At 75.8% G+C, this 22,345-nt stretch carries 15 protein-coding genes; 8 read left to right on the top strand and 7 right to left on the bottom strand.

Annotated elements, in window-relative coordinates; all coding sequences use genetic code 11:
- Positions 1 to 46 precede the first annotated feature (46 nt).
- Entirely contained in the window at positions 47 to 637 is a 591-nt protein-coding gene (locus E1298_RS06355; RefSeq protein WP_131889909.1) for a TetR/AcrR family transcriptional regulator, read from the bottom strand.
- A 77-nt stretch (positions 638 to 714) separates the two neighbouring features.
- Between E1298_RS06355 and E1298_RS06350 the strand changes: the two genes are divergently transcribed.
- The 7 genes from E1298_RS06350 to E1298_RS06320 all read left to right on the top strand — a co-directional run bounded on the left by E1298_RS06350 (position 715) and on the right by E1298_RS06320 (position 14,342).
- A complete protein-coding gene (locus E1298_RS06350; RefSeq protein ID WP_131889907.1) occupies positions 715 to 1,125 on the top strand; it encodes a VOC family protein in 411 nt (136 codons plus the stop codon).
- Positions 1,126 to 1,193: 68 nt separating this feature from the next.
- The gene (locus tag E1298_RS06345; protein ID WP_131889905.1) at positions 1,194 to 4,508 is read left to right on the top strand and encodes a DUF4132 domain-containing protein; all 3,315 of its coding nucleotides are present in this window, start codon (positions 1,194 to 1,196) and stop codon (positions 4,506 to 4,508) included.
- Between the two features lies 1 nt (position 4,509).
- A complete protein-coding gene (locus E1298_RS06340; RefSeq protein ID WP_131889903.1) occupies positions 4,510 to 7,794 on the top strand; it encodes a DUF4132 domain-containing protein in 3,285 nt (1,094 codons plus the stop codon).
- A gap of 77 nt (positions 7,795 to 7,871) precedes the next feature.
- Positions 7,872 to 8,966: an ATP-binding protein gene (locus tag E1298_RS06335; RefSeq protein ID WP_131889901.1), complete on the top strand. Its 1,095-nt coding sequence runs from the start codon at positions 7,872 to 7,874 to the stop codon at positions 8,964 to 8,966.
- Complete coding sequence (locus E1298_RS06330) at positions 8,966 to 11,245, top strand: DUF5682 family protein (RefSeq protein WP_131889899.1); 2,280 nt, start codon at positions 8,966 to 8,968, stop codon at positions 11,243 to 11,245. Before E1298_RS06335 ends, E1298_RS06330 begins: the two co-directional genes overlap by 1 nt.
- Entirely contained in the window at positions 11,242 to 12,390 is a 1,149-nt protein-coding gene (locus E1298_RS06325) for a VWA domain-containing protein (RefSeq protein WP_131889897.1), read from the top strand. The genes E1298_RS06330 and E1298_RS06325 overlap by 4 nt, the downstream gene beginning before the upstream one ends.
- Positions 12,387 to 14,342 (top strand): hypothetical protein, encoded by a 1,956-nt coding sequence (locus E1298_RS06320; protein WP_131889895.1) that lies wholly within the window; start codon positions 12,387 to 12,389, stop codon positions 14,340 to 14,342. The genes E1298_RS06325 and E1298_RS06320 overlap by 4 nt, the downstream gene beginning before the upstream one ends.
- Positions 14,343 to 14,355: 13 nt before the next feature.
- Here E1298_RS06320 and E1298_RS06315 read toward each other — a convergent pair whose 3' ends face one another.
- On the bottom strand, positions 14,356 to 14,961 hold the full coding sequence (locus E1298_RS06315) for a PadR family transcriptional regulator (protein ID WP_131889893.1): 606 nt from the start codon (positions 14,959 to 14,961) through the stop codon (positions 14,356 to 14,358).
- Positions 14,962 to 15,053: 92 nt separating this feature from the next.
- Here E1298_RS06315 and E1298_RS06310 point away from each other — a divergent pair, with 92 nt between their 5' ends.
- Entirely contained in the window at positions 15,054 to 16,211 is a 1,158-nt protein-coding gene (locus E1298_RS06310) for an FAD-dependent oxidoreductase (protein ID WP_131889891.1), read from the top strand.
- 12 nt (positions 16,212 to 16,223) lie between these two features.
- Here the strand turns inward: E1298_RS06310 and E1298_RS06305 are convergent, their stop codons facing one another.
- Genes E1298_RS06305 through E1298_RS06285 form a run of 5 tightly spaced genes read right to left on the bottom strand, consistent with a single transcriptional unit; the run spans position 16,224 to position 22,344 of the window.
- On the bottom strand, positions 16,224 to 17,162 hold the full coding sequence (locus tag E1298_RS06305; RefSeq protein ID WP_131889889.1) for an MBL fold metallo-hydrolase: 939 nt from the start codon (positions 17,160 to 17,162) through the stop codon (positions 16,224 to 16,226).
- Complete coding sequence (locus tag E1298_RS06300) at positions 17,159 to 18,352, bottom strand: vWA domain-containing protein (RefSeq protein WP_131889886.1); 1,194 nt, start codon at positions 18,350 to 18,352, stop codon at positions 17,159 to 17,161. Before E1298_RS06300 ends, E1298_RS06305 begins: the two co-directional genes overlap by 4 nt.
- A gap of 4 nt (positions 18,353 to 18,356) precedes the next feature.
- Positions 18,357 to 19,538, bottom strand: coding sequence for an AAA family ATPase (locus tag E1298_RS06295; RefSeq protein ID WP_207944473.1), 1,182 nt, complete (start codon positions 19,536 to 19,538; stop codon positions 18,357 to 18,359).
- On the bottom strand, positions 19,535 to 21,214 hold the full coding sequence (locus E1298_RS06290; RefSeq protein WP_131889884.1) for an ankyrin repeat domain-containing protein: 1,680 nt from the start codon (positions 21,212 to 21,214) through the stop codon (positions 19,535 to 19,537). The genes E1298_RS06295 and E1298_RS06290 overlap by 4 nt, the downstream gene beginning before the upstream one ends.
- A complete protein-coding gene (locus E1298_RS06285; RefSeq protein WP_131889882.1) occupies positions 21,211 to 22,344 on the bottom strand; it encodes a leucine-rich repeat domain-containing protein in 1,134 nt (377 codons plus the stop codon). Before E1298_RS06285 ends, E1298_RS06290 begins: the two co-directional genes overlap by 4 nt.
- Between the last annotated feature and the right edge of the window lies 1 nt (position 22,345).

Below are 22,345 nucleotides of genomic sequence, written 5' to 3'. Positions count from 1 at the left end.
CGCTCCTGCGCGGACGGCCGGTGCAAGGTCCGGTGTGGTGCCGTGACTACTTGCGGCGTAGTGCCTCAAGCATTCGGGAGAGGGCGGCCCAGGTGTCGGCCAGGTCGTCGGGGTTGGTCGACGTGGCCAGCCACAGGGCCGCTTCGTTCATGGCGCCGGACAGCAGGTGGGTGAGCGGTTCGACCGGCTGAGCGGCGATGGCTCCCGCTTCGGTGAGGCTGGTGAGTGCTTCGGCCAGGTGGTGCGCCGACGCGCTCTCGTCCATCGCGCGCCATTCGCTCCAGCCGAGGACGGCGGGGCCGTCGATGAGCATGATCTGCTGGACGTCCGGGTCTGTGCTCGCGGTGAGGAACGCCCGGCATCCGGCGGTCAGCTGCTCCCAGGGGTCGTCGTGGGCCTCGGCGGTCGCGGCCACCTTCTGGGCGACCTCTTGCTGCACCTGTTCAAGGACCGCGCGGAACAGGCCGGCCTTGCTGTCGAAGTGGTGGTAGAGCGCGCCCTTGGTGACCCTGGCGGCGTACACGATCTCGGCCAGGCCGACCGTGCCGTAGCCGCGGGTCGCGAACAGCCGCCGGCCCTCACGCAGCAGGGTGCGCCTGGTCTGCTCGCGCTGGCGGGCTCGGGCCCCGCTGGCCATCACGTCCTCCTTTGACGTACCGATGGTACGCCAGTAGGCTACCTTCACATACCATCGGTACGTGAAAGGACGCTTCCATGATGCTGACCAGCTTCTATCCCGTCATCGGCACCTCGCGGCTGGCCGAATGCCACGACTTCTACACGCGCCTGTTCGGGTTCGAGACGACCTTCGAGGCCGACTGGTACGTGAGCCTGCGGCGGCAGGGGCCGTATGAACTCGCGCTGCTCGACTACACGCATCCGACGGTGCCGGAGGGGTATCGCGCACCGGTGCAGGGGTTGCTGCTCAACTTCGAGGTGGAGGACGTGGACGCCGAGTGGGAACGGCTCGTCGGCGGCGAGGGACTGCGCCCCGAACTCGAACTGCGCAGCGAGGAGTTCGGGCAGCGGCACTTCATCGTGGCCGACCCCGGCGGCGTTCTGATCGATGTCATCACGCCCATCGCGCCGTCCGGAGCTCACGCGGACCAGTACGTCACCGCGTGAGCCGGGCCGCCGGTGACATCGTGGATCTTGGAGCGGTTTGTCGGAGTGCTCCTCTACCGTGAGGGGGCATGGACGATCAGCTTTCTCCGCTGCCCGATGAAGACGCCCTGACCCTCCCGGACGCGTGGCGGCGCTCGCTGCACGCGCGGCGCGGCGGCGCGCCCGGGCCCAAGATCAAGGTGGACGCGGCGGCGCCGCGGGCGGCGCGCTCGCTCATCGAGGAGACCGGCGGCGCGGTCGCGTCGCTGCTGCGGGGCGAGCACGGCGACCTGGAGCTGACTGGGGCCGCGCGCCGGTACCTGGACGGCGCGGACGACCCGGCCGGGGCGGCGGCGGTCGCGGCCGTCACGGAGATGGGTGTCGGGCAGCGGCGCCGGGAAGAGGTGAACCGGACGTTCGTCGACTCCTGGGTCGTCGAACACGGCATCGCCTTCGCCGCGTGCGCGCTGGTGGAGTTGAGCCGCACGGAGGGAAGCCGCCGCGCCGGGGGCGACTGGATCGGCACGTGGGTCGGCGCCGTCCACCGCGAGCTGGACGACCTGAACCCGGCGTCGCCGGAGGCCATGCGGCGGGTGCGGGGGCTGCTCGCGGTCGCGGACGAGCCCGACTACGCCGAGGCCGTGAAGCGGCTGGAGGCCCACCGGTCGACGTGGGCGACGCGGTGGCTCGTGTCGTACCTGGTGCCCACCCGTGAAGACTGGGTGGACGAGTGCTGCGCCGCCGACGTCGCCCATCCGCGGGGGACGGCCCAGCGCTGGCTGGCGCTGTCGTCGCTGGGCAGGGCCGACCAGTTCGCGAACGCGTACATCGGGCGGGGGCTGTCCTGGGGGAACGCGACGCGCGCGCTGCTCACGACGATCGTCGACGGCGCGGGCGCGGGGGCCCTGCCGTACCTGCTCGACAACGCCGACGACACCTATATCGAGGCGGCCGACCGCAAGCGCATCTTCGAGACGGTCGCGGTGATGCCCACCGACGAGGCGTTCCAGGCGCTCCTGGACCGGCTCGACCGCAAGCACGCGCGGCCCGCGCTGCTGGAGGCGATGAAGCGGTTCCCGGTGCGGGCGCTGCGGCTGCTGGCCGCCGCGGGGTCGGCCGAGACCGCCGCGCTGCTGGCCGATCACGTGCGCGCGCACGCGGAGGTCGTCGCGGCGGCGCTGCCCGGCCTTCCGGACGAGACGCGCGCGGTGATCGAGCCGATCGCGAACGCGGCGGCGCCGGTGCCCGAGGCGGCCCCCGGCGAGGTGCCCTCCCTCCTGCGCGCGCCCGCGTGGCGGAGCCCCCGGCGCCCGGTCGTCCCCGGCCTCACCGCCCCGGCCCCGGCGATGGCGTGGGCCGAGGGAGAGCGCCAGACGTGGCTCACCGGAGACCCGAAGGTCGAGGAACCGGCGAGCGCGGACTGGGAGATGCTCGTCGAGGGCTACAAGAACGGCGGCCCGCAGACCGGCTCGGTGCAGCTCATGGTGTACGGGCCCGAAGAGCTGATCCGTCCGCTGCTGGCGGGCTTCCAGGGTTTCGCCAGGCCGTGGGCCCACACGTGGACGCGCGTCCTGGCGGCGAAGTACGAGCTGGACGCCCTGCCCGTCGCGCTCCTGATGGCCAAGGCCGGCCCGGACACCTGCTACCCGCCGCTGCTGCCCTTCCTGGACGCGCGGGTCGCGACGCTCGCGGCCGACTGGCTCCTCAGCGGTGGGCAGCGCCAGACCGGCGGGCGGGCCTGGCTCGACCGGCACGGCCTGGCCGCGGTGCCGCTGCTCGTCCCCGCCGCGCTCGGCAAGACGGCCAAGCCCTCGCGGACGGCCGAGAACGCGCTGCGCCACCTGAGCTCCGCCCACGGCCGCGCCGCCGTCGTGGACGCCGCGCGGGCCGTCCACGGTGACGAGGCCGCGGCCGCGCTGGACGAGCTGCTGTCCACGCATCCGGCGGGGACGGGCCTCGCCGGGCCGCCGAAGATCGGCGACTGGGTCGATCCGGCGGTGCTGCCGCAGGTGCTGCTGCGCGGCCGCGAGCGCGCCCTGCCGGCGGAGACGACGCCGAACCTCGTGGAGTTCCTCGCCCTGCCCGACCCGTTCGGGCTGGAGGAGGTGCGGGAGGCGTGCGATCCGGAGTCGCTGGCGGAGTTCGGGTGGGCGCTGTTCCAGAAGTGGCGTGACGCGGGCAATCCGTCCAAGGACGGCTGGGCGCTGGCGCAGCTCGGCCGGAGCGGCGACGACGAGACGGTGCGGCGGCTGACGCCGGTGATCCGGGCCTGGCCGGGGGAGGGCGGGCACAGGTACGCCGTCACCGGGCTGGGCGTGCTGGCCGGGATCGGGTCGGACGTGGCGCTGATGCATCTCCACGGCATCGCGCAGAAGGTGAAGTTCAAGGCGTTGAAGGCGGAGGCGCAAAGGCGGATCGAGGAGGTGGCCGGCCATCTGGGGTTGAGCACCGAGCAGCTCGCCGACCGGCTCGTCCCCGGCTTCGGCCTGGACGCCGACGGCAGCCTGACGCTGGACTACGGTCCGCGCCGTTTCACCGTCACGTTCGATGAGCAGTTGAAGCCGGTCGTGGCGGACGAGGACGGCAAGCGCCGCAAGGCCCTGCCCAGTCCCGGCGCCAAGGACGACCCGGAGCTGGCCCCGGCGGCCCACAGGGCGTTCGCCGCCCTGAAGAAGGACGTGCGCACCGTCGCGTCCGACCAACTGCACCGCCTCGAACGGGCCATGGTCACACAACGGCGCTGGACGACGGACGAGTTCCGCCGGTTCATCGTCGACCATCCCCTCATGTGGCACCTGGCGCGCCGCCTGGTGTGGATCGCGGAGGACGGCGACAAGGCGTCCTCGTTCCGGATCGCCGAAGACAGGACCTACGCCGACGCCGGGGACGACCCGTTCGCGCTGCCCGAGTCGGCGCGCGTCGGGATCGCGCACCCGCTCCACCTGGGCGACGCCGTGGGCACGTGGTCGGAGGTGTTCGCCGACTACGAGATCCTCCAGCCGTTCCCGCAGCTCGGCCGCGCCGTCCACGCGCTGACCGACGAGGAGCGCGCGAGCGGGCGGCTGGCGCGGTTCGAGAAGCTCAAGGTGCCGTTCGGCAAGGTGCTCGGGCTGGTCAAGCTCGGCTGGGAGCGCGGCGTCCCGCTGGACGCGGGCGGCGAGCGGTGGATCTCGCGGCGCGTCGCCGACGACCGGTACGTGGTGATCGACCTGGACCCCGGCATCGCGGTCGGCGCGGTCGACGCGACCGGCGACCACCAGACGCTGGACTACGTCTGGTTCGCCACCGAGCCCGACGACTACCGGCCGAGCCGGGGCACGCCGCTGCGGTTCGGCGAGCTGGACCGGGTCACCGCGTCCGAGGTCATCGCCGACCTGACCACGCTGGCCGAGGCGGCCGTCTGACATGGCTCCCGACGAGGACGTTCTGACCCTTCCGGACGCCTGGCGCGCCGCCCTGCACCCGCGGCGCGGCGGGACACCCGGGCCCGAGATCAAGATCGGCCCATCCGCGGTGGAGGCCGCGCGGAAGCTCGTCGACCGGACGGGCGGCGCGGTCGAGTCGCTGCTCGCGGCCCAGGCCGGGGACCCGGAGCTCGCCGAGGCCGCGCGGCGGCACCGGGACGGCACCCCCGACCCGGCGGGGGCCGCCGCGGTCGCGGCCGTCACCGCGACGTCGATCGACTCGCCGGGCGGGCCGGCGGTGCATCGCGCGTTCATCGACTCCTGGACCGCCGAGCACGGGATCGGGTTCGCCGCGTGCGCGGCGGTGGAGCTGAGCCGGATGGCCGGGCAGCGGGTCAGGGGCGGCGGCTGGAACGGCCTGTCGCTCGGGGTCGCGTACCGCGAGGGCCTCGGCGGGGCGGGGCAGGAGCCGCTGCGGCGCGTCCGGTCCCTGCTCGCCCAGGCCGGCGACCGCGGCCACGAGGAGGCGGCGGAGCGCCTGGCCGCCTACCGGTCGGCCCCGGCGACCCGGTGGCTCGTGTCGTACCTGGTGCCGACCCGGCGCGACTGGCTGGAGGAGTGCCTCGCCGACGGCGCCGGCCCCGACAGGGGCCACCGCTGGCTGAAGCTCTGCGCCGTGGACGACGCCGCGCTGCTCGGGAACCCGCCGCCGCGCCTCTCCTGGAACGAGACGTCCCTGGGCGTCCTCGCCACGATGGCGGACGCCATGGGCCCGGACGTGCTCGCCGTCCTGCTCCGCACCGCCGACTCGGGCCGCCTCGACAGCCGCGAGCTCAAGATCGTCTTCGAGACGGTCGCGGTGCTGCCCACCGACGAGGCGTTCCAGGCGCTCCTGGAGCGGCTCGACCGCAAGCACGCGCGGCCCGCGCTGGTCGCGGCGATGAACCGGTTCCCGGTGCGGGCGGTCCGGCTGCTCGCGGCGGCGGGCTCGTCCGAGGCGACGGCCCTGCTGAGGGAGCATCTGCCGGTGCACGCCGAGGTCGTCGCGGCGGCGCTGCCCGGGCTGCCCGCCGAGGTGCGGGCGGCCGTCGAGCCGATCGCGGCGTCGTTCGTCCGGCTGCCGGAGGCGCCTGCGGAAGACGTGCCCGGGGTCCTGGCCCGTCCCGCGTGGGAGCGTCCCGACCTGCCGGTCATGGCCGGTCTGGAGCCGCCCGCCGGGCGGATCTTCTGGGCGGACGGCCGGCGGGAGGAATGGCTCGGCGCCGACCTGACGTCGCTCAGGGCGCCGGAGGATCCCGACTGGGAGGCGCTCTCGGCCCGGTACCGTGCCGGTGGTACGCCGAGAGAGGCCGCCGAGCTGATGGTGCACGGGCCCGACGACGTGGTCCGGCCGCTCCTCGCGGGGTGGAAGGTCGCCCACTGGAGCGGCACGCGCGACTGGATGCGGTCCCTCATCGCGCGGTACGGGCTGGACTCCTACCCGGCCGCGATGGGCGCCGCGAAGGCCAACACCTCCCACACCCGGCTCCTGATGCCGTTCGCGCACGCCGACGTGGCCCTGATCATGGCGGACTGGCTGCGGAAGAGCGGCTGGCAGGGCGACATCGCCCGTGAGTGGTTCGACTGGCACGGGACGGGCGGGGTCCCCCTGCTCGTCCCGGCGGCGCTGGGCAAGGCGGCCGCGCGGCGCCGGTCGGCCGAGATCGCGCTGCGCCACGTGGACGCCACCCACGGCCGCGCCGCCGTCGTGGACGCCGCGCGGGCCGTCCACGGTGACGAGGCCGCGGACGCGATCGGGCTCCTGCTGGCGGCGCATCCGGTGGAGACGGGGCTCGTCCGCCCGCCGAAGATCGGAGACTGGGCCGATCCGGCGGCGCTGCCGCAGGTCCTGCTGCGCGGCCGTGAGCGAGCGCTGCCGCAGGCCGCCACGCGCCGCCTGATCGAGCTGCTGGCGCTGCCCGACCCGTACGGGTTGGACGAGGTGTGGGAGGCGTGCGATCCGGAGTCGCTGGCGGAGTTCGGGTGGGCGCTGTTCCAGAGGTGGCGTGACGCGGGCGGTCCGTCCAAGGAGAGCTGGGCCCTGGCGCAGCTCGGCCGGAGCGGTGACGACGAGACGGTGCGGCGGTTGACGCCGGTGATCCGGGCTTGGCCGGGGGAGGGCGGGCACCGGTACGCCGTCACCGGGCTGGGTGTGCTGGCCGGGATCGGGTCGGATGTGGCGCTGACGCATCTGCATGGCATCGCGCAGAAGGTGAAGTTCACGGGATTGAAGGTCGAGGCACAGGCGCGGATCGAGAAGGTGGCCGACCGTCTGGGGTTGAGCACCGAGCAGCTCGCCGACCGGCTCGTCCCCGACTTCGGTCTGGACGCCGACGGAACCTTGACGCTCGACTATGGGCCGCGCCGTTTCGTCGTCGGATTCGACGAGCACCTCAAGCCCGTCGTGTCCGACGAGGACGGCAAGCGCCGCAAGGCCCTCCCCAGCCCGGGTGCCAAGGACGACCCGGAGCTGGCCCCGGCGGCCCACAAGGCGTTCGCCGCCCTGAAGAAGGACGTGCGCACCGTCGCGTCCGACCAGCTGCACCGCCTCGAACGGACCATGGTCGCGCAACGGCGCTGGACGACGGACGAGTTCAGCGGCTTCATCGTCCACCACCCCCTGGTCTGGCACCTCGCCCGGCGCCTGGTGTGGATCGCGGACGACGGCGACACGACGTCGCTGTTCCGGATCGCCGAGGACAGGACGCTCGCCGACGCCGACGACGACGCGTTCACCCTCCCCGGGTCCGCCCGCGTCGGCATCGCGCACCCGGTGACGATGGGCGAGGCCGTCGAGACGTGGTCGGAGGTGTTCGCCGACTACGAGATCCTCCAGCCGTTCCCGCAGCTGGGCCGCGCCGTCCACACCCTGACCGACGAGGAGCGCGCGAGCGGGCGGCTGGAGCGGTTCGAGAAGCTCAATGTGCCGTTCGGGAAGGTGCTCGGCCTCGTCCGGCTCGGCTGGGAGCGCGGCGTCCCGCAGGGCGGCGGCAACGAGATGTGGATCTCGCGGCGCGTCGCCGGCGACCGGTACGTGATGATCGACCTGGACCCCGGCATCCCGGCCATGGAGCCCGGCGCGAACGGCGACCACCAGGTCCTGGAGCGCGTGTGGCTCGGCCGCGAGCCCGAGGAGTACGCCTTCCGGACGGCCGGGGAACCCCCGCCGCGGTTCGGCGAGCTGGACCGGGTCACCGCGTCCGAGATCCTCGCCGACCTGACCGGCTTGGCCGATACCGCCGTCTGACCCCTCGACCCCACGAGCTGGACCCCACGACCCGGACCCCTCGACCTCCCGATCCGCCCGACCCCCGGAAGCAGGACATGACCAAGGACAGGAACGAGGTGCAGCGGCCGCCCGCCGAGGTGCGGTTCGCCGACGAGCTGGAGCGGCTGCGGGAGGACGACTCCGGGCCGCGCCCGCCGGGCTGGGCGCTGAGCCTGACGGCGGCGCGCCGGTTCGTCGTCGGCGACGGCGCGCTCGGGGTGACGCGCAAGTTCGTGGGCGACACCTCCCTGATCGACCGGGCGCTGGTCACCCTCGCCACGAGCCGCGGGCTGATGCTGGTCGGCGAGCCGGGGACGGCCAAGTCGCTGCTGTCGGAGCTGATCGCGGCGGCGGTGAGCGGGACGTCCACGCTGACGATCCAGGGCGGCGCGGCCACCACCGAGGACCAGATCAAGTACTCGTGGAACTACGCGCTGCTCGTCTCGGAGGGGCCGTCCACGCGGTCGCTGGTGCCCGCGCCGCTGCTGCGCGGGATGGCCGAGGGGAAGGTGGTCCGGTTCGAGGAGATCACCCGCTGCCCGCTGGAGGTGCAGGACTCGCTGCTGTCGCCGCTGTCGGACCGGGTCCTGGCGGTCCCCGAGCTCTCCGGGCCGGACGCGATGGTGTTCGCCCGCGACGGCTTCAACGTCATCGCGACCGCCAACACCCGCGACCGGGGCGTCAACGAGATGAGCGCGGCGCTCAAGCGGCGGTTCAACTTCGAGACGGTGTTCCCCATCGCCGACTTCGCCACCGAGCTCGGCCTGGTGGAGGCGGAGGCGACGCGGCTGCTGGAGCGGAGCGGGGTCGCGGTCGCGCCGCGCCGGGACGTCCTGGAGGTGCTGGTCACCGCGTTCCGGGAGCTGCGCGACGCCAGGACGGAGGAGGGCCGGTCGCTGGACCGGCTGTCGGCGGTGATGAGCACGGCGGAGGCGGTGTCGGTCGCGCACGCGGTCGGCGTCCGCGGCTGGTTCCTGCGCGGCGAGGCGGGCGGCGCCGCCGACATCGTGGAGTGCCTCGCCGGGACGGCCGCCAAGGACAGCCCCGACGACCTGGCCCGGCTGCGCCGCTACCTGGAGCAGCAGGCGCCGCGGCGCGACGGCGAGCAGTGGAGGGCCCTGCACGCCGCCCGGCACCTGCTGCCCGGCTGATGGCGGTCACGTTCATCGGGGTCCGGCACCACAGCCCCGCGTGCGCCCGGCTCGTCCGGGACACGATCGAGCGGCTGCGGCCCGCCTACGTGCTGGTGGAGGGGCCCGCCGACTTCGGCGACCGGCTGCCGGAGCTGCTGCTCGGCCACGAGCCGCCCGTGGCGATCTTCAGCTACTACCGGGACGAGGAGCGCGTACACGCCTCGTGGTCGCCGTTCTGCGACTACTCCCCGGAGTGGGTCGCGCTCACCGCCGGACGCGACGCGGGCGCGGAGACGCTGTTCATCGACCTGCCCGCCTGGCATCCCGCGTTCGCCGAGCGCACCAACCGCTACTCCGACGCCGAGCGGCGCTACGCCGAGGCCACCGAGCGGCTGTGCCGGGAGTTCGCGGTCGACAACACCGACGTCCTGTGGGACCACCTGTTCGAGATCGGGGACGGCGACGTGGCCGAGCGGCTCGGCGCCTACTTCGCCCTGGTGCGCGGCGAGTCGGAGGCCGGGCCGGACGACGCCGCCCGCGAGGCGTACATGGCGGAGTGGGTCCGGGCGGCGGAGGCCGACGCGGACGGCCGCCCGGTCGTGGTGCTGACCGGGGGATTCCACAAGCCGGCCCTGGAGGCCCTCGCCGCGAACGGCGCGGCGCCGGAATGGCCGGAGGTGCCGCTGCCGCCGGACGGCGCGTCCGGCGGCAGCTTCCTCGTCCCGTACTCGTTCCGGCGGCTGGACGCGTTCACCGGCTACCAGGCGGGCATGCCGTCGCCGGAGTACTACCAGCGGCTGTGGGAGGGCGGGCCCGACCACGCCGCGGCCGGGCTCACCGAGACGGTCGTGGCGCGGCTGCGGGCGCGCAAGCAGGTCGTGTCGACCGCCGACCTGATCGCCGCGCGGACCCTCACCGAGGGCCTGACCCGGCTGCGCGGCCACCGCGCCCCGGCCCGCACCGACCTGCTGGACGGTCTGGTCGCCGCCCTGGTCACGGGCGACCTCGACCAGCGGCTGCCATGGACGTCGCGGGGGGCGCTCGCGCCCGGCGCGCACCCGGCCGTCGCCGAGATGGTCGCGGCGCTGAGCGGCGACCGCGTCGGGCGCCTGCACCCGGACACCCCGGCGCCGCCGCTGGTGCACGACGCGGCCGCCGAGCTGGAACGCCTCGGCCTGGACCGCGCCGGAGTCCACACCCTCAAGCTGGCGACCGAACGGGGGCTGGAGCGCAGCCGGGCCCTGCACCGGCTGCGCGTCCTCGGGATCCCGGGCTTCGAGCGCGAGTCGGGGCCGCAGAGCGGCGCCGACCCGATGCTGGAGGAGCGCTGGCAGGTGGCGCGCGACGACGCGGGCGGCCCCCGGCTGCCCGCGCTGATCGAGGCGGGCGCGTACGGGCCGACGCTGCGGGACGCGGCGGCGGCCCGGCTGGAGGAGCGCGCGGCGGGCGCGGGCGCCGGCGTCCGGGCGCTCGCCGGGGTGCTGTTCGACGCGGCGCTGTGCGGGTGCGCCGGCCAGTCCGACCGGATCGCCGCCTCGATCTCCGAGCGGATCGCGCGGGCCTGCGACATCGGCGCGCTCGGGGCGGCGCTGGAGGTCGTCCTCGGGCTGTGGCGGCACGACCGCGTCCTCGGGACGGCCCGCAGCCCCCTGTTCGGCGCGGTCGTCCAGGAGTGCGTGACCCGCGTGCTGTGGCTGGCCGAGGGGATCCGCGGCGGGCCCGCCGCCACCGACCTGGACCGGCTGCGGGCCGTCGCGGCGGTCCGGGACGCGCTGCTGCACGCGTCCGGGCCCCTCGGCCTGGACCGTGACGCCGCGCTCGGCGTCGCCCGCCGGGTCGCCGCCGACGACGCGGCCCCGCCCGACCTGCGCGGCGCCGCGTTCGGCCTGGCGCGGGTGCTCGGCGACACCGGCGACCCGGCCCGCGCGGTGCGGGGCGCGGCGGTCCCGGCCGCGCTCGGCGACTGGCTCGCCGGGCTGTTCGCGCTGGCGCGGCAGGAGGTCCTCGACCCGGGCACCGCCGTCCTCGCCGTCCTGGACGAGCTGGTCTGCGACCTGGACGAGGGCGACTTCCTCATCGCGCTGCCCGCCCTGCGGCAGGCGTTCGAGTTCTTCCCGCCGCGCGAGCGCGAGACGATCGCCCAGGGCCTGCTGGAGCGCCGCGGCCTGCGGGGCTCGGCCCGCGCGCTGCTGCGCGCCCCGGGCGATCCGCTGGCCGTCGCCGAGGCGCGGGCGCTGGAGGAGCGCGTCGGCCGGGCCCTCGCCGCCGCCGGCCTGACCCCCGGGGAGCCCGCGTGATCACACCGGACCTGGAACGCTGGCGGCTCGTGCTCGGCGCGCCCGCCGAGCAGGCCATCGGATGCCCGGGCGGTGAGTCCGCCGAGCGCGACGAGGCGCTCGGCTGGCTCTACGGCCGCGACCCCGACCTGGAGAAGCGGGGCGTGCGGCGCGGCGGCGGTGACCCCGCCCGGTCCGACGACCGCACCGGTGGGGACGGGCCGTCCGCGCTGACCACCGTCGACTGGCTCGACGCCGTGCACCGGCTGTTCCCCAAGGAGACGATCGAGCGGCTGGAGCGCGACGCCGTCGAGCGCTACGAGATCCACGAGATCGTCACCGATCCCGCCGTGCTGGAGCGCATCGAGCCCGACCGGGCGCTGCTGCGCGCCGTCCTGCGCACCAAGCACCTGATGAACCCCGAGGTGCTGGCCCTCGCCCGGCGGATCGTGGACGCCGTCGTCCAGGAGCTGATGGACAAGCTGGTCACCGAGGTGCGGGAGGCGTTCCACGGGGTCAGGTCGCGGCGCCCCAGCCGGATCAAGAACGCCCGCAACTTCGACTTCCACGGCACGATCCGCGCCAACCTCGCCCACTACCGCCCGGACGAGCGGCGCCTGTACATCGAGCGGCCGCGCTTTGTGTCGCGGACGCGGCGGCACGTCGAGCAGTGGCAGATGATCCTGCTGGTCGACCAGTCGGGCTCCATGGTCGGGTCGGTCATCCACGCCGCCGTGACCGCCGCGTGCCTGTGGGGGCTGCCCGGCCTGAGGACGCATCTCGTCGCGTTCGACACCTCCGTGGTCGACCTGACGTCCGACGTCACCGACCCGGCCGAGCTGCTGATGAAGGTGCAGCTCGGCGGCGGCACCGACATCGCCCGCGCCGTCGCCTACGGCGCGGGCCTGGTCGACAATCCGCGCCGCGCGATCGTCGCGGTCATCAGCGACTTCTACGAGGGCGGCGACGTGCACCGGCTCGTCCGGGAGGTCAAGGAGCTGGTGGAGCAGGGTACGCAGGTGCTCGGGCTGGCCGCGCTGGACGAGGAGGCCGATCCGTCCTACGACCGGGGCACGGCGCAGCTCCTCGCCGACGTCGGCGCGCACGTCGGCGCGATGACGCCGGGGCGGCTCGCCGCGTTCGTCGCCGAGCGGATCGGCCGGTGAGCCGCGCCGACCTGCTCGCGCTGACCCCGGACGCGCTGGCCGCCCTCGCCAACCGGGGCCTGGTCAAGCGCGCCGCGAAGGACCTGGACGCCGGGAACGGCCCCGAGGTGACCGTCGCGGCGGACGGCGGCGTCCACGGCGCCTACGCCGACGGCACGCGGACGGCGCTGCCCGCCGGAGCCGGGCTGGAGGCGGCCACCTGCACCTGCGCGGCGCCCTCGGCGTGCCGGCACCGGATCTGCCTGGTCCTGGCCTACCAGCGGGACCACGCGGCGGAGCCCGCGCCCGAGGCCGCCGGGGCGGAGATCTGGTCTCCGGGGGAGTTCGATGACGACGCGCTCGCCCGCGTCCTCGGGCAGCGCGCGATCACCGCCGCGCGGCGGACGTTCCGCGCCGGCTACGCGGCCCGCGTCCACCGGCCGGGCGCGGACGATCCGGTGGCGCGAGTGGAGCTGCCCTCCTGCACGGTCCGGTTCCTGGTGCCGAAGGAGCTGGGCTATGTCGACACCGACGCCGTGGCGGCGGTGCGCGGCGAGGTCACCGTGCTGGCCGTCTGGGCGTTCCGTGCCGCCGACGAGCGGGCACCCGGCGACGCCGACGTCCGGGTCGACGTGGGCGGCAGGGCGGGCGCCGCCGCGGAAGGCGCGGGCGGCACCGGGCTGGAGGGCGTCCTCGACCTGGCCGGGCAGGTGCTCCTGGAGGGCGCGGCGCACGCGGGCCCCGTCCTGTCCACGGGGCTGCGCCGCGCCGCCGCGGAGCTGGCGGCGCGCGACCTGCACTGGCCCTCGGCGGCCGTGGACGAGCTGGCCGGGCAGCTCGACGCCCACCGCGAGCGCCGCGCCGACCACGAGCCCGGACGGCTCGCCGCGCTGCTCGCCGAGGTCCACGCCCGGCACCGGGCCGCGCTGAACGGCGCCCCCCGCACGCAGGTGCTCGGCACGGACGAGTCCGCCGAGACGCCGCTGCGCCGCGTCCGGCTGGCCGCGCTCGGCTGCCGCGTGGGCGGCACCGCCGACACCCGCACCGCCGCCGTCTACCTCGCCCACGCCGACACGGTGCTCGTGCTGAAACGGCGGTGGGCCGTGCCGGACGGCGAGCAGGTGACCGGCGCCGACCTGGCCGCGCGCAAGATCCTGGGGACGTCGCTGCGGGGCCTTGCCACCGCCAACGTCGTGTCGGAGACCGCCACCCGCAGCGCGGGCCGCGTCGTGCGGGTCGCGCCGGGCCGGGTCGCCAAGACCACGGTGACCCCGCTCGGCGACGCCTGGGATGGCCTGCCGCCCGCGCTGCTCGTCCGCGACCTCGCGGCGGAGGGACGGGCGCTGGACGCGCTCCCGCCGCGGCTGGTCCGGCCGAGGGTCGAGGCGGAGCTGGTCCGCGTCGTCGCGGTCGCCGAGGTCCGCGACGTCGGCTACCACCCGGGCGACCAGCGGCTCGACGCGGTGGTCGCCGACGGGGCCGGGACGACGGCCGTCGTGTCCGCCGACTACGCGCCGCACCGTCCCGGCGCCCTGGACGCCCTGGCCGGCGCGCTCGCCGCCGGTCCCCGATTCGTCAGCGGCGCCCTCCGCCGGGATCGCGGCGGCCTCGTCATCGACCCGTTCGCCGTCATGACCGGGGACGGCGTCGTCGTGCCCGACCTGGCGCCCGGCGACGGGAGCGCCGCGCTGGACGGCCCGTCCGCCCGCCCCCCGGACCCCTTGGGCGCCGTGCTGGACGCCGCCCTGGCCGTCTGCGCCGAGGCCGCCCAGCGCGGGCTCCTGCACGTCCCGAGGGGGTTCCGCGACCGGCTGGACCGCGCCGGGAAGGACCTCGACCGGATCGGCCTGCGCGCCGCCGCCGCGTCCGTCGCGGGTCTCGCCGCCGCGCTCGACGGCGGCGACCCCCACCGCATGACGCGGACCTGGGCCGACGCCCATATCCGCCTCATCACGACCGCCGAACTCCGCTGACCCCGGGGACGGGTCAGGTCCCGGCGTCCCCGAAGGCGCGCAGGGCCTCCTCCGTCCAGGTGAGGCGGCCGGTGCGCAGGTCGTCGACCACCGAGCGGACCCACGCGGCCTCGGCGGCGGTCACGGCCCGCAGGTACTCCGCTTCGAGCATGGTGACGCGGGGCAGGCCGCGCTCGCCCTCCGCGCGCAGGCTCGCGTCCAGCCCGGCCAGCTCCCGGTCGAGGGCCTCGGCGCGCTCGCCCAGCACCTCCACCATCTCCTCGCGCGGCAGCAGGAGCAGGTTGGACAGCGCCGCAGGGAACTCGGGGAACTCCCGTTTCGGCACGGCGAGCATCTCGCGCACCCATGCGCGGGCGGTGTCGCGCCCGGCGGCGGTCAGCTCGTAGACGGTCCGCTCGGGGTACTGGCTGCCGCGCTCGGTCTGCCGGACGGCGATGAGCCCGGCCGCGCTGAGGCGGTCGATCGTCCGGTAGAGGCTCGCGCGCTGCCCGACGTTGACGACCTGCTCCTTGCCCCACTCCTTGATCAGCCGCTGGACGCCGTACGGGTGCAGCGGCCGGTAGTGCAGCAGCGCCAGCACGGTCAGGGCGAGCGGGGAACTGCGGACGGGAGTGCTCATGCCCCGGATACTAGCCCTCACGCTACTAGTTGACATAGCACTAGTTTCACTGCGACTATTAAGTCTCTGAAAGCGAGACGAAGGAGACGGACGTGACGGCCATCCGGACGGCACTGGTGATCGGCGGAGGGATCGCCGGGCCGGTGGCGGCACTGGCGCTGCGCAAGGCGGGGATCCAGGCGACCGTTTTCGAGGCGCACCCCGGGGAGGCGAACGCGGGCGCCTCACTGACGGTGGCCCCCAACGGCCTGAACGCGCTGGAGATCATCGGTGCGGCGGACGCGGTCCGCGCCGCCGGGCGCCCGATCCCGGGCATGGCGATGGGGGACGGGAGGGGCAACCGGTTCGCCGAGTTCTCCGGCCTCCCGGGGCTTCCGGCGAGCCATGTCTTCGCCAGGGCCGACCTCAACCGCGCCCTGCACGACTACGCCGCGTCCCAGGGCGTTGAGATCGAGCACGGCAAGCGGTTCGTGGGGGCCGAGGAGACCGCCGGCGCGGTCACGGCCCGGTTCGCCGACGGCTCGACCGCCGCCGCCGACATCCTGATCGGCGCCGACGGCATCCGCTCCGCCGTCCGGCCCCTGATCGACCCGGCCGCGCCCAGCCCCGAGTACGTCGGCCTGATCGGCCTGGCGGGCTTCGCGTCCGGCAGCGGTGTCGAGCCCGACCCGGACGTCATGTACTTCGCGTTCGGCGACCGCGCGTTCCTCGGGTACTGGGCGATGCCGGACGGCCGGGTCGCGTGGTTCAGCAACGTCCCCGAGCCGGACGCGGCCGTCGCCGCGGCGGCCCGGAAGACACCCCCCGGGGACTGGCTTGAGCGGCTCCGCGACCTGTACGCCGACGACGTGCCCGGCGCCGCGCTCCTGCGCCACAGCGAGCCCGGCGACCTGTTCGTCCTCGGCGGCATGGAGATCATGCCGGACGTCCCGTCCTGGCACCGCGGCCGCATGGTCCTGGTGGGCGACTCGGCCCACGCCCCCTCGCCCAGCTCGGGCCAGGGCGCGTCGCTGGCGATCGAGAGCGCCGTCGAGCTGGCCCGCTGCCTGCGCGACCTCCCCGGCGCCCCGGCCGCGTTCGCCGCCTACGAGCGGCTGCGCCGCCCCCGCGTCCAGGCCATCGCCGCCGCCGCGGCCCGCACCAACGAGGACAAGAGCAGCGGCGGACCCGCCGGTCCGGTCGACCCGGAGCAGATCTTCGGCTTCGTCCACCGCCACCGCGTCGACTGGGACGAACGCGTCACTCCCTAGCGCCGGCGCGCGTCACGCGCGGCAGGTGAGCGGGCGGCCCCCGTTGAAGGTGATCATGTCGCCCAGCGCGGCGGGCAGGTCGATGACGCCGCCGGGTTCGAGGCCGTCCAGCTCGGCGTAGGCGCGGTGGAGGTTGCCGACGAGCCGCTCGGGGTCGGTCAGCTCCGCGTACGGGCCGAGGTCGGTCTCGCGGGCCGCCTCCAGCGGGGCCAGCCCCGCCGCCTTCCCCTCGGTCGCCGCCGCCTGGACGAACCGCAGGTAGCCCAGCACGCGGTCGATCAGCTCCGGGCCCGCGACCGGGCCGTGCCCGGGGACGATCGTCTCCGCGCCCAGCGGTGCGACGACCTCCTCCAGGACCGCGACCGCGCCGGCGACCGACCCCTGGAGCAGGAACGGCGTGCCGCCGTTGAACAGCAGGTCGCCGCAGAACAGCACCCGCCGCTCGGGGACCCACACGATCGAGTCGTTGGTGGTGTGCGCGGCCGTCCCGACGTGCCGGACCTCGCAGCGCAGGTCGTCCACCCACAGCGTCACGCGGTCGGTGAAGGTGAGGAACGGCGGCTCCAGCTCGACCTCGCCCCACTCCACCTTCGTCCAGAACGGCTCGTCGAACGGCTTGCCCCAGCCGAACACGCCCTCGCGCGTCCCTTCGTGGCCGACCACGGTGGCGCCGGAGAACAGGTAGTTGCCGAACGTGTGGTCGCCGTGGTGGTGGGTGTTGACCAGCGTCCGGACGGGCAGCGGGGTGACCGACCTGATCGCTTCCAGGTACGCCCGCGTCCGCCGCTCGGTCGAGCACGCGTCCACGCTGGTGACGCCGCGCGCCCCGGCCAGGAAGCCGGTGTTGTTGATCCACCAGGTGCCATCGGGCTGGACGTAGGCGAAGATCCCGTCCGAGACCTCCTCCAGGCGGGGGGTTCCCGGGCCGTCGAGTTCGGGCGCGTCGCTCATGTCGGTCTCCCTGGTGTCGGGCCCAGGCGGACGGTCTCCACCCAGGCCGGCGGGTCGGGCGGCGCGTCGCCGACGAGCGCGGCGATCAGCCGGCAGGACGCGATCTCGGCCGGCCACGGAGTGTAACCATCGGTGAGGACGATGACCACCTGCGGACGGTCGCGCTGCGCGAGGGCCGCGGCGATACCGACGCGCATGTCCGTCCCGCCGCCCCCGCCCAGCTCGACCTGCTCGGCGGAGGCCACCCGCGTCACCGCCTGCACGTCGGCGTCGCACGCCAGCACGCTGACCCGGTCGCCGCGCACCCCGACCTCGCGGAGCACCCCGGTGACCTCGGCGAGCGCCGCCGCCAGGTCGTCCTCGCCCATCGAGCCGGAGGTGTCGATGACGATCGCGACGCGCGGCAGCGGGCGGCGCAGGCTCGGCAGGACGGCGCCGCGCAGCGCCGGGGCGCGGCGGGACGGGCGCCGGTAGGTGTAGTCGACGGCGCCGCCCGCCCACGCGACCGCCTCCCGGACGGCGCCCGCGAGGACGCGCCGCCAGTCGACCGTGGGCTCCAGCACCTCCTGCGCCCAGCGGCGCCACCCGCCGGGCAGGTGCCCCCGGGCGCGCTCGTGGCCGCGCATCGCCTCGGCGGTCGCGCGGCGCAGCGCCTCGGCCTCCACTGGGCTCACGCAGGGCCCGGCCTTCCCGTCCAGGTCCCAGGGCGCGGGACGGCCGTGCGCGCCGGACCCGCAGTCGTGATGCGGCTGCGGCGGGATGCCCGGCAGGTACGCCTCGAACAGCTGCCCGTCCGCCAGCCCGAAGTCGCCCGGCACCACGCGCCCGGCGGGCAGCGGCAGGCCGTCGGCGATCAGGTCGTCGTTGATCTCGCAGTCCTGCGCGAGGTTGATCCGGGCGTGGTCGCGCTGGTCGGCGGCGGGCAGCCGCCCCGCCCGCCCGTGGTGGTCGCGCAGCAGGTGCGCGGCCTCGTGGATCCACACCCCGGCCAGCTCCTGGACGGGCGTCGCGTCGACGAACGCGGGGGAGACGTAGCAGCGCCAGTGCCGGTCGACGCCCATCGTCGGGACGGCGGCGGTCGGCACGACCGTCAGCGAGTACAGCGCGGACGCCAGGTAGGGCCGGTCGGTCGCGGCCCGGTAGCGCGCCGCCAGCAGCTTCGTCCGGTCGAGCGCCGTCCCGTCTGGCATGGCGCTACCCGCCGCCGGGCAGCGCGCCGGACAGCTGGAGCAGGTCGACGAACCCGTCGATCCCGCTCGGGACGGGCCAGTCGGTGTCGCGGAGTGCGGCCAGGTCGGCGGCGGCCCGCGCCGCGACGTCGGGGACGCCCGCGTCCACCGCCTTGGCCAGGACCTTCCAGCCCGCCTCCCACCGCTTGCGCGTGCAGTCGCCCTGGACCGACGCCACGACCGCGGTCAGGAAGGCGAGCTGCCGGTCGCCGCGCTCCGGCAGCGCGAACGCCGCCGGGTTGGCCAGGACACGGTCGGGGTCGGGGAGGTCCAGCTCGTCCAGGTAGGACAGCAGCTCCAGCCCGGCACCGTCGCCGATCGCGCCGACCACCGCCGCGGCCAGCGCGTCCTGCCCGGCGCCGGTGGCGTAGCCGGTCGCGAGGAGCCGCAGCGCCATCTCCCAGCTGCGCGGCGACGGCCACGCGCCGCCCCGCGCCTCGGCGTCGGACGGCAGGTGGTGGGCCAGCCCCGGCCGCGCGGTCAGGAACCCCGACACCGCGCCCCGGGCGCGCGCGACGGCGGCGGCCGCCTTACCCTCGTCCACGGCCGGGACGCTCAGCTCCGGCCAGGTGCCCGCCATGCCCCGCGCGACCGTCCGCGGCTCGTGCGTCCAGTGCAGGTGGACGAACCGGTTCGCCAGCGGCGGGCTCAGATGCCAGCCGTCGGCGGCGCTCGCCGGGGGGTTGGCGGCGGCGACGACCCGCACCGGCCCCGGCAGCACCAGGCTCCCGACCCGGCGTTCCAGGACGACCCGCAGCAGCGCCGCCTGCACCGCGGGCGGCGCGGACGACAGCTCGTCGAAGAACACCATGCCGCGCCCGGCCCGCGCGAGCCGCACCGCCCAGTCCGGCGGCGCCATCGGCACCCCGGTCGCCGCCGGGTCGTCCCCGATGATCGGCAGTCCGGCGAAGTCGGACGGCTCGTGCACGCTGGCGATCACCGTCTCCAGCGGGACGCCGAGCCCCGCGGCGAGCCGCTCCATGCCCGCCGACTTGCCGATCCCCGGCTCGCCCCACAGCAGCACCGGGATGTTCGCCGACACGGCGAGGGCGAGCGCCTCCAACTGCGTGCTGCGCGCCGGCTCGGTCCGCCAGGCGCCGGCGCGGCGGTTCAGCTCGTCCGCCGCCGCGAGAAGGTCGCCCGTCACAGCCAGTCCAGATCCTCGCGCCCGCGCAGTTCGATCATCTGTTTCACGTCCGTCCCGTTGTCGTCGGAGACGTCGGTGTGCGCCCCCGCGTCCACCAGGGCCCGCACCAGCGCCGCCGAGCCGTGGTCGCCGACCGCGATGTGCAGCGGCGTGCGGCCGTGGTGGTCCAGGTCCTCCAGGCCGAGCCCCGCGTCCAGGAGCCTCGGCAGCATCACCGTGTGGTCCATCGTGTAGAGCTGGTGCATCAGCGTGCGCTTGCGTCCGTCGCGGACGAACGGGTCCAAGCCCGCGTCCAGGAGCGCCAGCACGCCTTCGGTGTCGCCGTGCTGGACCCGCAGGAACACCTCCCGCCGCTGCTCGCGCAGGCCGCGAGGCAGCCGGCCCTTCCCGGTCCGCCACACCCGGTGCACGGCGAAGCAGCCCGACACGGCCCCGCCGAGCGCCTCCAGCGCGCGCTCGCGCCGCTGCTCGTCCAGGCTGTGCGGCATCTCAAGGCCGCCGCCACCCGACCGGACCTCGTGCCACTCGCCCCGGCACCGCACCCGCACCGGCTCGGGCCGCCACGTGCCAGGCGGCCCGACCGGCCCCTCGGCGGCGGGACGGGCCGGGAACAGCGCCGACCGGACCAGCGGATGCAGCTCCTCCGGCGTGATCATTTCGGCGCGCAGCAGCTCCAGGTCGGGCGGGCGCCGCCAGTGGTGCTCCGCGAGCGGCGCGGCGTCCTCGTCTCCGCCCCAGCGGTGCCCGCTCCTCGCCAGCGGGCGCGCGCGGGCGCCGCCCGCCTCCAGCACCACCGTCCGGGCCCAGCCGCCCTCGATGCACAGCGTGACCGCGCCGTCCGGTCCGGCCGCCGGTCCCGCCGCCCGCTCGGCCACCGCGCGGGCGATCATGGGCGGCGACAGCGCCATGGCCGCGAACATGGACGACGGCTCGTCGAACCACGCCGGGTGGCCGGGGCGCCGCTCCAGGCTCAGGTCGATGCCGACGGCGTCGAACGCCTCCGCGAGGTCGCCGCGCTCGTGCAGCAGGAGCGCCCATTCGGCGTGGGCGGAGGCGTCCTCGGGCGCGGGGGGCGACGCCGGCAGCTCGGCGGCGGTGCGGAGCGTGCCGTCCGCGTGGAAGAACGGCGCGCGGTCCGGGCCTCCGCCGCAGTGCGCGAGCAGCCCCCCGCTGTGCCGGACGTCGAACAGGTGCCGCTCGCCGGTCCAATCGGTCGTCTCGCGGGGGCCGGGCCGGAGGATCAGCTTCAGCCGCTGGGAGCCGTTGACGAACATCGGCGTCACCACGTACAGGCCGAGCCCGCCGGAGTCGTCGTGGAGGCCGTCTCGGTGCGGGAAGCCGTCGTCGCCGTACCGGGCGAGGGCGATCACGAGCTGGGGGACGATGGTCGTCCGGCCGCACCCGACCCGGGGCAGGTTCCAGCGCAGCAGGTCGGGGGCCAGGTGCCGCAGGTCGTCCGCCAGCCGGGCCGCGGCCTGCGTCCCGTGCTCGCGGGCGACGGCGTCCAGGTCGAACCGGACGTCCACGTTCGCCGCCGCGCAGGCGCCGCGCCAGTCACCGGCCTCCCGGCGCTCCGCCGCCCTCTCGATCATCGGGCGGGGCACGGCGTGGCGGCGGATCCGCCTCCAGGTGGCCAGGTTCCGGTGCCACGGCGGGGACTGCGGCTCGGCGCTCATCGATAGACGCTCGCGATCGAGCACAGGTCGGGGTGGGGGCGCGCGGCCGGGCGCAGCCGCTCGGCGAACGCCCGCTTCACCTTGCGCGGCAGGCCGGGGCCGAGCCCGACGTACTCCAGGCGCGTCCCGTCGCCGACCTCCGCCAGCAGCGTCTTCGCGCCCCGGCCCGTGATGCCGGTGTGGCGCAGCTCCAGGCGGCGCAGCGGGCTGTGCGGCAGGGCCTCGGCCAGTGCCGCCGCGCCGTCGTCGCCGGTGGCGTTGGGGGGCGCGCCCAGCGCCCGCTCGGACGGCGGGCGGCCCAGGTCGAGCGCCTCCATCCGGCCGAGCGCCCCGGCGAGGGCCCGCGCCCCGGCCGGGCCGACGCCGTTCCCGCCGAGCCCGAGCCGCACGGGACGCCCCTCGGAGCGCGCCGCCGACGCCAGCACGGCCGCACCGGCGTCGCCCAGGTGGTTCGCGGGCAGGTACAGCTCGCGGACGTTCGCGTCGCGCATGAGCGCGGCGAGCACGTCCGCGGCGTCCGGGCCGAGGCCGTTGCCGCCGAGGAACATCCGCTCCAGCGGCGCCTCCCGCGCCGCGAGGGCGGCCAGGAGCGCGCGCAGCCCGTCGACGCCCACGCCGGTGTTGACCAGGTCGAGCGTCCGGATCGCCGTGTTGCGGCGCAGCATCCCGGCCAGCGCCGCCGCCCCGGCGTCGCCCACCGGGTTGCGCTTCAGCCACAGCGCCCGCACCTCGCCGTCCGAGGCCAGCCGCCCGGCGAGCGCCGCCGCGCCGTCCGCGTCGATGCGGTTGCAGCCCAGGTACAGCGTCTCGACGCCGTGGCCGGGCTCCAGCGCGGACGCGATGGCCCGCGCGCCCTCGCCGCCCATCGCGTTCGTCCCGAGCAGCAGGTGCACCGCGTGCGGCGACGCGGCCGCCGCCGGGACGAGCCGCGCGACACCCGCCGCGCCGAGCCCCTGCTTGCACAGGTCCATCCGGCCGTCGCCGCGCAGCGTCCCCAGCGGGAACGCCTCGTCGCCCCCGACCGGCGCGCCGTCCTCCAGCCGCGCCAGCAGCGGGCCGAGCGCGGCCGGGTCGGCGAGCGGCAGGTCGGGGTGCTCGATGGCCGGGCAGCGTACGGGGGTCGGTTCCATC

The organism is Actinomadura rubrisoli, from assembly GCF_004349215.1.
Taxonomy (GTDB): Bacteria; Actinomycetota; Actinomycetes; order Streptosporangiales; family Streptosporangiaceae; genus Spirillospora; species Spirillospora rubrisoli.
This window is presented reverse-complemented; position numbering and strand designations above follow the sequence as displayed.